Source organism: Vibrio chagasii (genome assembly GCA_041879415.1).
Lineage (GTDB): Bacteria > Pseudomonadota > Gammaproteobacteria > Enterobacterales > Vibrionaceae > Vibrio.
Window position 1 is genome coordinate 2,487,386 of record CP090851.1, and the last position, 13,604, is coordinate 2,500,989.

At 46.5% G+C, this 13,604-nt stretch carries 11 protein-coding genes and 1 other RNA gene; 2 read left to right on the plus strand and 10 right to left on the minus strand.

Annotated elements, in window-relative coordinates; all coding sequences use genetic code 11:
• Nucleotide 1: 1 nt before the first annotated feature.
• The 10 genes from ftsW to rsmI form a co-directional block, all read right to left on the minus strand.
• Nucleotides 2–1,198: a cell division protein FtsW gene (gene ftsW, locus L0991_11160; protein XGB61966.1), complete on the minus strand. Its 1,197-nt coding sequence runs from the start codon at nt 1,196–1,198 to the stop codon at nt 2–4.
• A 22-nt stretch (nt 1,199–1,220) separates the two neighbouring features.
• Entirely contained in the window at nt 1,221–2,537 is a 1,317-nt protein-coding gene (gene murD, locus L0991_11165; protein ID XGB61967.1) for a UDP-N-acetylmuramoyl-L-alanine--D-glutamate ligase, read from the minus strand.
• Between the two features lie 58 nt (nt 2,538–2,595).
• Nucleotides 2,596–3,678, minus strand: a complete 1,083-nt coding sequence (gene mraY / locus L0991_11170) for a phospho-N-acetylmuramoyl-pentapeptide-transferase (protein ID XGB61968.1) — start codon at nt 3,676–3,678, stop codon at nt 2,596–2,598.
• Nucleotides 3,675–5,048, minus strand: coding sequence for a UDP-N-acetylmuramoyl-tripeptide--D-alanyl-D-alanine ligase (gene murF / locus L0991_11175; GenBank protein XGB61969.1), 1,374 nt, complete (start codon nt 5,046–5,048; stop codon nt 3,675–3,677). The genes mraY and murF overlap by 4 nt, the downstream gene beginning before the upstream one ends.
• On the minus strand, nt 5,048–6,532 hold the full coding sequence (gene murE, locus L0991_11180) for a UDP-N-acetylmuramoyl-L-alanyl-D-glutamate--2,6-diaminopimelate ligase (protein ID XGB61970.1): 1,485 nt from the start codon (nt 6,530–6,532) through the stop codon (nt 5,048–5,050). Before murE ends, murF begins: the two co-directional genes overlap by 1 nt.
• 18 nt (nt 6,533–6,550) lie before the next feature.
• Nucleotides 6,551–8,308: a peptidoglycan glycosyltransferase FtsI gene (locus L0991_11185; protein XGB61971.1), complete on the minus strand. Its 1,758-nt coding sequence runs from the start codon at nt 8,306–8,308 to the stop codon at nt 6,551–6,553.
• Nucleotides 8,305–8,622, minus strand: a complete 318-nt coding sequence (ftsL, locus tag L0991_11190; GenBank protein ID XGB61972.1) for a cell division protein FtsL — start codon at nt 8,620–8,622, stop codon at nt 8,305–8,307. The genes L0991_11185 and ftsL overlap by 4 nt, the downstream gene beginning before the upstream one ends.
• A 3-nt stretch (nt 8,623–8,625) precedes the next feature.
• Entirely contained in the window at nt 8,626–9,576 is a 951-nt protein-coding gene (gene rsmH, locus L0991_11195) for a 16S rRNA (cytosine(1402)-N(4))-methyltransferase RsmH (GenBank protein XGB61973.1), read from the minus strand.
• 228 nt (nt 9,577–9,804) lie between these two features.
• An RNA gene (gene rnpB, locus L0991_11200) (RNase P RNA component class A) lies at nt 9,805–10,244 on the minus strand.
• Between the two features lie 229 nt (nt 10,245–10,473).
• The gene (gene rsmI, locus L0991_11205) at nt 10,474–11,340 is read right to left on the minus strand and encodes a 16S rRNA (cytidine(1402)-2'-O)-methyltransferase (protein XGB61974.1); all 867 of its coding nucleotides are present in this window, start codon (nt 11,338–11,340) and stop codon (nt 10,474–10,476) included.
• A gap of 61 nt (nt 11,341–11,401) precedes the next feature.
• On the opposite strand from rsmI, the gene L0991_11210 reads away from it, so the two are divergent.
• Both L0991_11210 and L0991_11215 read left to right on the plus strand, forming a co-directional pair.
• Nucleotides 11,402–13,219, plus strand: coding sequence for a penicillin-binding protein activator (locus L0991_11210; protein XGB61975.1), 1,818 nt, complete (start codon nt 11,402–11,404; stop codon nt 13,217–13,219).
• A complete protein-coding gene (locus L0991_11215) occupies nt 13,206–13,604 on the plus strand; it encodes a YraN family protein (GenBank protein ID XGB63892.1) in 399 nt (132 codons plus the stop codon). The genes L0991_11210 and L0991_11215 overlap by 14 nt, the downstream gene beginning before the upstream one ends.

The window sequence follows — 13,604 nt, forward strand, 5'->3', positions numbered from 1 at the left end:
CTTATTCTACTAATTCGTTTTGATTGTCAGCTTGTTGTTTTTGTTGCATTCGGCATTCGTGGTCAATGCGCAGCAGCATTGATACCGCCACAGACATAACAATTAAACTCGAGCCACCATAACTAATTAGCGGCAGGGTTAGACCTTTGGTCGGAACAATGCCAGATGCAGCACCTACGTTAACAAGCGTCTGAAACGCAAACCAAATACCAATACCAAAAGCCAGATAACCACTGAATACCTGATCATGTTCGAAGGCTTTTTTGCCAATCAGAATAGCTTTTAACACCAAGCTAAAGATCAACATTAATACTAAGGTAACACCGACAAAACCAAGCTCTTCAGCCAAGACCGCAAATACAAAGTCGGTATGCGCTTCTGGTAGGTATTCGAGTTTTTGAATCGAGTTACCAAGACCTTGCCCCATCCAATCACCACGGCCGAACGCCATCAATGACTGAGTTAATTGGTAACCACTACCAAATGGGTCATTCCAAGGTTCCCAGAATGAAGTCACACGTCGAACACGGTAAGGTTCAATTACGATCAAACCAACGACGGCGGCAATACCAGCGACCATCAAGGCAATAAACTGTGACAACTTGGCACCAGCAATGAACAACATGCCAAACAGGGTCACCAACATTACAACTACGGTACCTAAGTCGGGTTGACCAAGTAGCAAGACGGCAAAAGCACCAAACACCATGATGGGTTTTGCAAAACCACCAAAAAAGGTTTTTCTCACTTCGTCTTGTTTACGAACCAAGTAGCCCGCCATGAAGATAAACAAGGAAAGCTTAGCGACCTCGGCAGGCTGTAAGTTAAATAGCCCAAGAGGTATCCAGCGAGATGCACCGTTAACTGACTTACCGACGGCTAATACCACGACCAGCAAGAAGAAGGATAAACCCAACAGGTACATACTGTATTGAAACCAGCGCTTCATCGGGATTTGCAATATCACACTGGATACACCCAATGCGAGCAACAGGAAGATCGCGTGACGGAACATAAAGTGAAACGGCTGATCGGTTAAACGAGCACTGATTGGGAACGAAGCAGACGTTACCATCACCAAACCTGTCAGCATTAGCCCAAGAGCAATCCATACCAATTGACGATCGTAAAGCGCCTCAGGAGTAGCACGGTTTAGCCACTGCCAGATGGATTGATTAATCTCTTTGACTCTTTGCACTGAATGTTAGTCCTTCAACACGTTAAGCATACTCATGAGCAAGCTCAGTGAACGCATCACCTCTTGCCATGAAATTATTAAATTGATCGAAGCTTGCGCACGCCGGAGACAGCATCACCATATCTCCAGCCACCAGCTGTGGCGAGATGGATTCGATTATCTGCTGCATGGTATCGAACTTTTGTGCCGATGGGTGTAGTGGCATGAATTGATCTGCATCTTCACCGAAACAACACAATTGAACACGTTCAAGTTGCGCTAATACAGGTTCCAACTCGCTAAAATCAGCACCTTTACCCACGCCGCCAACAAGAAGATATAGCGTACCTTGATACTCCAAACCAGACAGAGCCGCCAATGTGCTGGCAACGTTTGTTGCTTTGGAGTCATTAACCCATTTGATTTCGCGCTTATCAGCCACCACTTGGCAACGATGCGTCAAACCGTTATAGGCCTTCAAAGCCTCTAGACTTTTGTTGTAGTCGATACCAACTTGCTTCAATAGTGCAAGAGAGACTAACGTATTCGCCACATTGTGACGTCCAACCAATGTTAAATCTTGAGTAGTAAGGACCGGTTTACCGTTATCGACCAGCCATTCACTACCATCAATCGTTGACACACCAAACTCTTGGTTATCTAGGCCAAAAGTTACCAATGGCATTGTTTGGTCAGGGTAAGTCTCTTTGTCTTCACGATTTACAATCGCACACTGCGCGTTATTAAAGATTCTTAGCTTAGCCTCACGGTAATCAGCCATGCCCTGATAGCGATCCATGTGATCTTCAGACAGGTTTAAGAATGCCGCAGCGGCAAGGTTTAAATTCGATGTGGTTTCTAGCTGAAAACTTGAAAGCTCAAGGACATATAAATCGGCATCAAGCTCTAAGAGGTCTAGAGCAGGAATACCAATATTGCCACCAACACCAACATTAAGCCCAGCAGCTTTAGCAAGCACACCAGTCAAATCCGTCACGGTGCTCTTACCGTTTGAACCAGTGATCGCCACAACAGGTTTATCGACTGCCCAGCCAAATAGCTCAATGTCACCAACGACAGGCGTTCCTGCTTGAAGCACATCTTGAATTTCCGGCGTCGCTAAAGCAATTCCTGGGTTAGCAACTACCAAGTCAGCTTCAGCTAGCCATTGGCTATTCCAACTTCCAGAATGCAGCTCTACCGATTCAGGCAAAGATTCCTTTCCTGGTGGCAGCTCTCGCGTATCAATGACCTTTACATGCGTTTGAGGCTGATATTTTACGAGATGTTTAACGACAGAGAGCCCGGTAATACCGAGCCCCACAACCACTACATTTTGAATATTTTGCCAACGTTCCATTTAAACAAGATGCTCTTAATAGTTTTAAAGAGCCCCTATAACAGAGGCTCACATAGGATTAACGAACTTTCAGTGTCGCTAAACCAATCAGTACCAACACCATTGAGATGATCCAAAAGCGCACGATAACACGTGGTTCTGGCCAGCCTTTAAGCTCGTAGTGGTGGTGAATCGGTGCCATACGGAAAATACGTTGGCCACGTAATTTGTAAGAGCCAACTTGCAGGATTACTGACAAGGTCTCCATTACAAACACGCCACCCATGATCACTAATACCAACTCTTGACGAACAAGTACCGCAATCACACCTAACGCACCACCCAGAGCTAAAGAGCCAACATCGCCCATGAATACTTGAGCTGGGTAAGTGTTGAACCATAGGAAACCAAGACCAGCACCAACGATAGCAGTACATACCACAACCAGTTCAGAGGTGTATGGAATGTATGGGATGTGTAGGTAGGCTGCGAAGTTAACGTTACCTGTCGCCCAAGCGATAACAGCAAAACCCGCTGCAACCATAACCGTTGGCATAATCGCCAAGCCATCAAGGCCGTCCGTTAGGTTTACGGCGTTACTGGTTCCCACAATAACAAAGTAAGTTAGAACAATGTACAGTAAACCAAGTTGTGGCATCACATCTTTAAAGAAAGGCACCACTAATTGTGTTGCTGCAGTGTCTTGCCCATGAGCATACAGAGCAAATGCCACTACTAAAGCAATCGCCGACTGCCAGAAGTACTTCCAACGAGCAATCAGACCATCAGTGTTCTTACGAACAACTTTACGATAATCATCAACAAAACCAACTGCACCGTAACCGCCTAGCACGACAAGCACGGCCCAAACGTAAGGGTTTGATAAATCAGCCCAAAGCAAGACTGTAATAATGATCGCAGCCAGGATCATCACACCACCCATGGTTGGTGTACCACGTTTGCTGAAGTGAGACTCAGGGCCGTCGTTACGAACAACTTGGCCAATTTGCAGCATTTGCAGACGCTCAATTAAACGAGGTCCCATCCACAGCGACAGGCATAAAGCCGTCAAAATGCTCGCGATTGCACGAAACGATAAGTATTCGAACAAACGGAAAAAAGAAAAGTGTGGCTGTAGTAGCTCTGCAAGCCAAATTATCATGAAAAGTTCTCCTTTAAAGCAGCGGCTATTTTACTCATTCCTGCACTATTGGCGCCTTTTACCAACAAGGTATGTGGCGTGTTTTCTGGCAAGCTCAAGTGCTGCTCTATGTGCGCGATCATCGCTTCGTGCGTTGCAAAGTGGGTGCCGTTACACACTTCACTAATCACCTTGGTATCATCACCGTAAGTGAGTACATGCTCAAAAGCGAATGGGGCAGCATATTCACCGACTTGACGGTGAAGTGCAAGGCTTTCATCGCCTAATTCAGCCATATTGCCTAAAATCAACCAGCGCTGACCTTTGAAGCTCGACAGCAATTTCGCTGCAGCCTTCATTGCCGGTACGCTGGCGTTATAACTGTCATCTATCAGCTTGATATTCTGACTTAATTGTTGAACCTCAACTCGGCCTTTCACAGAGATAAGATTCGCTAAACCGCTTTTAATTTCTTCAAGCGTGGCACCGAATTGAATGCTCAGTGCAGCTGCCGCTAATGCGTTTGCCACATTGTGCTGACCAATAATGCCAAGTTCGACATCGATGGCACCTTGCGGAGTCTGCATATCAAAGCAAGCTTCACCCTGCTCATTGATGCGAATATTCGTCGCAAAGTAATCTGCAGCATCATCACTTTCAGAAAAAGTCAGCACGCTTTTATCTGCAAGCACATCATTCCAGAAATCACCGCCATTGCTCTCTAGGTTAACAATAGCAGTATCACCAGCAGCAAGCCCCTGAAAAATTTCGCCTTTCGCTTGCTTCACACCATCGATAGAACCAAAACCTTCTAAGTGTGCTGCCGCGACATTGTTCACCAACGCAACCTGTGGTTTAACAAGCTGAGTGGTGTAAGCAATTTCACCGATGTGATTGGCGCCTAGTTCGATCACTGCGTAGTCGTCGCTTGGCTCACTACGCAGCAGAGTTAACGGTACCCCAATATCATTATTGAAGTTACCCGCTGTAAACAACACCTTGCCACGTTGCTGCAAAATGCTCGCAACCATCTCTTTTACTGTCGTCTTGCCGCAGCTGCCTGTAATCGCCATAGTTGGAACGTTACATTGCTCATGAATCCAAGCACTTAGCTGACCTAAAGCTAGTTTAGTGTCTTCAACAACAACTTGAGTAATATTTAGGTCAAGTTTTCGTTCGACTAATAACGCACTCGCATTAGCCTCAACAGCCTGACCGCAAAAATCATGTGCATCAAAACGTTCACCAACAAGAGCAACAAACAACGCACCTTCTTCAACAGTGCGAGTGTCGGTAGAAACCGCATTGATCAAACTATTGCTCGATTTGCCAGCCTCTATCAGCTGGCCGCTCACCGCTGAGCAGATCTGCTCGAGTGATACATCAATCATTATGAAATACCTAAAAGTTGTAGCGCAGACTCTCGATCCGAATAGTGTATCGTTTTGTCTTTCAATACTTGGTAATCCTCATGGCCTTTACCTGCCAGAAGAATAATGTCGTTATTACCCGCCTGCTCTAAAGCAAACTTAACCGCCTGAAAACGATCGTGTTCAACAAAGGCGGCATCAGGCTCACTTAAGCCGGCCAGCATGTCTTTAACAATCAATGCCGGATCTTCGCTGCGAGGGTTGTCATCTGAAATAATAATGTTGTCGGCGAACTGCTCCGCGGTCACCGCCATCATAGGGCGCTTGCCGGTATCTCGATCACCACCGCAGCCAAAGATTGCCCATAGCTTTCCAGAGCAGTGAACTCGCAGTGCTGCTAATGCTTTCTCTAGTGCGTCTGGTGTATGCGCGTAATCGACCACTACTTTTGCTTTGTTTGGTACTTGGAACAATTCCATGCGACCAATAACCGGTTGCAATTGAGGTGCTGTGTCGATCAAAGTTTGCTTGTCGATGCCTAGTGAAAGTAATGTCGCGAAAGCAACCAATACATTTGATGCGTTGAACTGGCCAATTAAAGGAACAGACAGTTGTCCCTGTCCCCAACTGCCATCAAAAGCGAGTTTGATACCTGTCTCTGCATAACCAACATCCGATGCCCATACTGACTGCTGGTAACCCGATAACGGAAGCAATGATACGGCTACTGCATTGGACAGATCTGCCATCCAAGCTTTACCGACTTCATCGTCCACATTAATCACAGCGTGCTTACACTTATGCTGAGTAAACAAGCTCTTCTTAGCCAGTGCGTACTCTTCCATCGTACCGTGGTAATCCAAGTGGTCACGGCTCAGGTTGGTAAATACACCAACCTCAAAGTCCAACGCCTTGACTCGGCCTTGAACCAAACCATGGGACGAGATTTCCATCGCGGTATAAACGGCATTTTCTTCAGCCAACTCACTCAGTGTGCGTTGTATTTCAATCGCACTACCAGTCGTATTAGCCGCCGTTTTAAGGTTGTCTAGAAAACCGTTACCCGTGGTGCCCATTACCGCAGAGCGTTGACCCACTAGGTCTAGCCACTGAGCAATCAATTGAGTGATGGTGGTTTTGCCATTGGTGCCAGTAACGCCAATAAGCTTGGTTGCTTGAGAAGAGTAAACATGACCCGCCAGTTCAGAGAGAATTGAATTTAGCTCTGATACATAAATCACCGGCACTTCATTTAACCATTCAACCAAACCATGCACTTTGTCATCGCTAGCTTGTGCAATAACCGCCTTTGCGCCCTGAGCAACGGCTTTATCGATAAAACGACGACCATCGACTGCGTGCCCTACAATGGCAACAAAAATATCACCGTCCTTGATGGCACGACTGTCGAGCTCCAATTGCTCAACCGCAATCGACGCTAACTCGGGAGCACTAAAATCTCCCCAAGGAGAAAGTAAAGATGACAGCGTGAGGCTATTACTCATATTGAATCCTGATTAGCTCTATTCTTGAAACTTGTTTTCATCAGCAGGGACATTCAGAATTTGCAGTGCGCCCTTCATGATTTCGGAAAAAACAGGGGCTGCGACCGAGCCACCATAGTAGAGGTCACCTTGAGGTTCATTGATCATCACAACCAAAGAGACTCTTGGATCACTCACCGGAGCAACACCAGCGGTATAGGCGAAGTACTCGTCTCCATAACCACCGGAAATCGCTTTTCTAGATGTACCTGTTTTTGCTGCTACTCGGTAACCCGGCACGGCAGCTCTTGTCGCTGTACCACCCTTTTGGGTTACGCCTTCTAGCATGTTCAAAACCAACTCAGCATTTTCGCGCTTGATGATCTGTTTTGAGAAATCTTGGTCGTTGCTTTTAACGATATGAATAGGTTCGTAAACACCGTGATTCGCTAACGTCGCATAGGCATGAGCCAATTGAAGTGGAGTAATCGCTAGGCCATAACCAAAGGATAAGGTCGCAATTTCAAACTTAGACCAGCGTCGACGGTTAGGGAAAATACCGGCAGTTTCACCTACTAGGTTCAGCCCAGACATCTCACCTAGGCCTACTGAACTGTACATACCCAATAGCGCTTCCAGCGGCATATCCAGTGCTAATTTCGCCACACCGATGTTACTCGACTTCTTAAGGATTAACGCTAAGTCTGCCTTGCCAACTTTAGAAGTATCACGTACACGGCTACCGCCGATTTGCATGATGCCGTTGCCCGTATCAATTACAGTATCAGCATCCGCGGTACCATTTTCGAGAGCGGCTAGCACGACAAAAGGCTTAACCGTCGAACCTGGTTCAAAAGCATCAGTAATCACGCGGTTACGCATCTTAAAGCTTTGTAAATCAGCACGATTGTTTGGGTTGTAAGACGGCGCGTTGACCATGGCCAAAACCGCCCCCGTTTTTACGTCTAATAAGATAGCAGAGCCAGACGTCGCCTTGTGATCGGCTACCGCCTGTTTAATCGCTCGATAAGCGATGGCTTGTAAGCGCTGATCGATGGTTAATTCGAGTGGTTTCCCCTCTTCACGCTCTTCTAGTGCAATGTTTTCAACGACTCGCCCGTAACGGTCTTTACGGATTGTACGTTTACCTGCTTCACCCGTTAGCCACTTATCGTAGCTGCGCTCGACACCTTCTAGGCCGTGTCCGTCAATTCCGGTCACACCAATAAGATGCGCGCTGACTTCACCGGCTGGGTAATAACGACGAGATTCTGCTTTAAGACCAATACCCACCAGCTTTAAGTCGCGGATATATTTCGCCATTGCTGGGCTAACTTGTCTTTGTAGGTAGATAAAACGACGGGATTTGTCGCTGGAGATCTTGTTGATCATCGATTGTCGATCTAAACCGAGTACATCAGCTAGTGCATACCAACGATCAATTTGGGCCATACCATTTTTATCGAAGATGGTTTTCGGGTCAGCCCATACCGCTTCAACAGGCACACTAACAGCAAGTGGTTCGCCATTACGGTCTGAAATGATACCGCGGGCAGAAGGAATAGCCTTAACACGTACAGAACGAAGGTCGCCCTGACGAATTAAGTTATCTGGTTCAATGACTTGGATGTAAGCCACACGACCGACTAGTACAGAAAAGGCAACCAACACAAAAGCAATAACGACGTTGAAACGCCATTTAATCAGAATTGGATCCGAGTCCTTTTCGCTCTTCACTCGCTCTTTCGTTGGTTTCTTAACGGCTTTCGCGGGTGCTTTTTCCTTTTTTCCGGTCATTTCAGTGTGATCACAACTTCTTTGTCGGAGTCTGGACGTTTCATGTCTAGCTCTCGTTTTGCCGATGCTTGAACGCGACTGTGTTCAGCCAGAGCCGTCTCTTCAAGCATTAAATTTCGCCATTCATTATCAAGCTGCTCACGCTCACTCAATGCCATGTCTTTTTGCGTGATTGCCTGACGTGACATGTGTGTCGTGAGAACGACCCCCATCGCGCTCGCGAAGATACAGATAAGCAACACCAATGGGAGTTTACCCACGGAGATCAAATCAAAAAATATTATCTTGGCTAAGTTCGGCTTGGAGGTCTTCATTGACTATAGCTTTTCTGCGATTCGTAATACTGAGCTACGTGAACGAGTGTTCTCATCCACTTCGCCTTTCGATGGTTTTATCGCTTTGCCTACCGGCTTAAGAACAGCACTGCCTAGTGCTTTGATCTGCTCTTCCGTTAAAGGGAGACCGTGAGGCACTTGTGGGCCTTGGCTCTCTTTACGAATAAAGCGCTTCACCATACGGTCTTCAAGTGAGTGGAAGCTAATAACAGACAGGCGACCCTCTGGGGCAAGAATGCTTGCTGCGCCTTTTAGTGCCGTATCGATCTCTTCCAATTCACTGTTAATGTAGATACGGAATGCTTGGAAAGCACGTGTTGCTGGGTGCTTTTTCTCTTTGAAGCTTTTTGGTGCGACATCAGAGATAAGCTTAGCCAACTGACCAGTACGAGTTAATGGCTCATTCTCTTCGTTTTCTTGATAAGCGATGATGCCTTTTGCGATACGACGAGCGTGCTTGTCTTCACCAAACTCACGAATCACCCAAGTGATATCATCAAGATCCGCTTCTAGTAGCCACTGAGATACAGGGATGCCCGAAGTTGGGTCCATACGCATATCTAGTGGGCCATCTTTCATGAAACTGAAGCCACGTTCAGCGTCATCAAGTTGCGGAGAAGAAACGCCTAAATCCAGCAGAACACCGTCAACTTTACCCACTAAATCATAACGCTCTGCGTATTCAGCCATACCTGAGAATGGGCCGTGGATGATAGTAAAGCGAGGGTCATCAATTTTTTGTGCTTCTGCAATCGCTTGTGGATCGCGGTCGATACTAAATAGTCGTCCATTCTCGCCCAGTTTAGACAGGATTGTACGGCTGTGACCACCACGGCCAAAAGTACCATCGATGTAGGTACCGTCAGGTTTGATCGCAAGTCCGTCAATAGATTCGTTAAGCAATACTGAAATATGTTTGAATGCTTCTGTCATAGTCTTCTCAGTGAGTGGATTGAGCCATTAGTTCGGCAATAATTTGTTCTGTTAACGTTTTAGTGTACTGATTTCACGCTGTATCTCCACCATATTGTGTACAGGCTTTGGGAATTTTTGACCCAAGCTCATACCAAGATGACGGATTTTAAGGAAATCTAAATAATTTACGTCAATATAAAGCAAAAAACCCATCACTACCGTTAAGTAATGATGGGTTCTTAAAATGGGTGGAGTTGACACATACGCCGGGTTCTGTTCCGCTTGCGCGGCGGTAACCATTCGTCTAGGCCTGCAATCGCTCACAGGCTCAAGCAATCTACCCGCCCCCATACGCGAGCAACGCAATGTGAGGGCCTATTTGATCTTGCTCCGGGTGGAGTTTACCTTGCTACGAACTGTTACCAGTCGCACGGTGCGCTCTTACCGCACCCTTTCAGCCTTACCTGTGCCCCTTCCGAAGAAATGAGGCCATCGGCGGTCTTCTCTCTGCTGCACTTGTCGTGGGCTCGCGCCCCCCAGACGTTATCTGGCACCCTGCTCTATGGAGCCCGGACGTTCCTCCCCTCTGCCAGTCTCCCGAAGGACTTCAACGTCAGTTTCCAGAAGGACCTCAACGTCAGTCTCCCGAAGGACATCAGCAAAGCAGCGATTACCCGTTCAACTCCGAGGGCGGATTGTATAGAGATTAGTGTGCAGTGTCTAGCGAGATCACAAATATGGTGCAAACCAATGATTAACTGGTGGGGAATTGACCTAAAGAGCAGATGCGAGTGGCGAGATTCGAGATGAGAACAGAACTAAAAGCGGATTAGAGTGCTGTGTTGAGAGATACAGATAAAAGGAGCTCATTGCGAGCTCTTTTATCTGTATCTTTGTTAACTGCTCAAAGAAGCATTAACCATCCAGGTGCTCTAGGCCCCATTTGTACAGCGCGTTCTTTTTCAGGTTGTAGATTTCTGCAGTCATTGCCGCCGCTTTTTTAAGAGGCAGTTCTTTGGTCAGAATACCTAGCGTGCGAGTCGCTTCATCTGGTAGTTCTGTGCTCGCTTCTTCGCGGTGACCATGAATCAAGAGAACCATTTCTCCGCGCTTACGGTTTGCGTCCTCCTCAATCCACTCAATCAGCTCACCAAGAGGCAGACCTTGAATGGTTTCGAAAGTCTTAGTTAACTCACGCGCCAACACAACTTCACGGTCAGGACCTAAGATCTCAAGCATGTCTTGTAGAGAGTCAGAAATGCGGTGCGGTGATTCGTAAAAGATGCACGTACGCTCTGCTTTCGCGATCTCTAGGAACTTATCTTTACGACCTTTACTCTTTGGTGGCAAAAAGCCTTCAAAGCTGAAACGATCCGATGGTAAACCTGACGCACTTAACGCGGTAATCACCGCACAAGCACCAGGAAGTGGCACAACTCTCACACCCGCTTGACGACATTGTGATACAAGATGGTAACCTGGGTCACTAATTAAAGGTGTACCCGCATCAGAGACTAATGCGATAGACTGACCTTCTAATAACTTTTCGACTAGAACTTGAGCTTTAGTTTGTTCATTATGATCATGTAAAGCGAACGTTCTGGTTGATATATTGAAGTGAGCAAGCAGCTTACCCGTGTGGCGTGTGTCTTCGGCTGCAATAACATCGACACTTGATAAAATTTCAATTGCTCTTTGAGTGATATCTCCCAAATTTCCGATTGGGGTAGGCACAATGTAGAGAGTTGGGCTCTCTGTGAGCAAGGTTTTGTTATCTGTCATTTGTTTACCATCACTTCAACGATTAATATAGATACAAATTTATACGGAATTTAAAGAACTCATGGCAACGATGAACCATAAGAGACTCAGTGTACCACGCTTACTAACTCCAATTGCATTAGCAATTACATTGGCGGCTTGTTCTTCAGGTCCGCAAGCACCAACAAGCGTAGATATTACACTAGATCCAGTGCAATCCACTGAAAGTTACATGATGCAAGCGGATAGTAGCAAAGGAAGCCTACAAAACGACTGGTTAATCATGGCGCTTAAAGCTTCTGTGCAGGCTGGCAAAACTGACCAAGCGACTCTGCTTATTAAACGCATAGCAAAACAAGAACTTACTGAAGTTCAGCAAGCAGAGTGGCAACTCGCTCGAGCTCAACTGTTGGTGAATAACTCACAGCTGGATCAAGCGTACAGCCAACTAAACTTCCAGCCTTGGTGGAAACTACCAAACGAGCAGTGGAAAGATTACCACGAGCTACGCGCGAATATTTCAGAGATGCGAAGCGAGTATTTCGAGGCGAGCCGTGAACTTGTTCTTTATTCTGAGTACGCAGAAGATAACGACGAGCTCCAACAGCAAACCGCTGATCGAATCTGGCAAAATCTAAATAGCTACTCTCAATATGAGATTCTAGAGCTAAAAACGTCGCCGACGGAAGACGTTTTAGCCGGTTGGTTACAGCTCGCTATTTATATGAAGACGCTTAACTCGAACCTTCCAAACCTACAGGAAACCCTGTCTGATTGGTTAGCCGAAAACCCTAAGCACCCTGCTGCTACTTACACACCGCAAGCAATCACTGACATCCTAGCGTTAGAGATCAGCAAACCAACCAGTACTGCACTGCTGCTACCGCTAACGGGTAAATATGGCAAGCAAGCACAACTGGTACGTGATGGTTTTATCTTTGCGATGATGAATGACAAAGAGCGCGAAGAAGATGCAACGCTAACGGTTATGGATACCAATGTTCAAAGTGCCGCTGAGATTAAAGCTACGCTAGAAGAGAACAATGTTGATTTCATCGTTGGTCCACTGATTAAGAGCAACATCACTAAGCTTCAGCAAGCACAGAAAAACCACGAGAATTCAATCCCGGCTTTAGCTCTGAATATTCCAACTCAGCTAGAACCTGACACCAATATTTGCTACCTCGCTCTATCACCAGAGCAAGAAGTTGCTCAAGCAGCGAAACACCTGTTTGCTCAAGGCTACAAATACCCACTGATTCTGGCTCCGAAGGGTCGCCTTGGCGATCGTGTTGAGCAAGCGTTTAAAGAAGAGTGGAAGAAATACAGCAACAACGATGTGGCAATCAGCTTCTTTTCTGACAAACGCCAACTTCAACGCAACGTGAATCAGGTATTCGGTCTACAAGAGAGCCAACAGCGTATCGCGCAAATGGATAACCTACTTGATCTTGACCTAGAGACCGAACCACGCAGTCGTCGTGATATCGATTCTGTCTACATCGTGGCGAAGAACTCAGAGCTAACGCTGATCAAGCCTTTCATTGAAGTTGCGATCAACCCAGACGCGAGCCAGCCAGCTCTGTTCTCTAACTCACGCAGCAACAGTGGTGATAAGCAGTATGAAGACCTAACAGGTGTATTCTACAGCGATATCCCACTACTTGTTGAAAACAAAGGCGAGCTGAACAAAGAGCTTAACGAACTATGGCCAGCACATTCAAACGGACAGAAACGTCTGCAAGCGTTAGGTATGGATGCATACTACCTAATGGATGCGCTACCACAGATGAAAGCCGTACAAGGTTACAGCATCCCGGGTGAAACTGGTGTGTTAACCATCGACAACAACTGTGTGGTACAACGTGAAATCAGCTGGGCAGAGCATGGGGCTTTTTAGCCGAACGTTCTTATCTAAAGCAACGGTCACCCATAAACAGGTAGGTGATCAATACGAGGCCGTGGCAAAGGCCTATCTGACCCGCCACGGTTTATCGTTAATTCAACAAAACTTCATAGCAAAATGTGGCGAGATTGATCTTATAATGCGCCATAACAATACGATTGTGTTTGCCGAGGTAAAATACCGTAAGCAAACTCGCTACGGACATGCCGCTGAGATGGTGACAGCGAAGAAGTCACAAAGGCTACTCAAAACAGCCCAAGTGTGGCTGATACAGCAAGGCTTGTCGGTACACTCCACAGACTTCAGGTTTGATATCATTGCCATTGAAGGGCCGGATGATCATATCAACTGGATTCAAAACGCGATTACCCAAGGATAA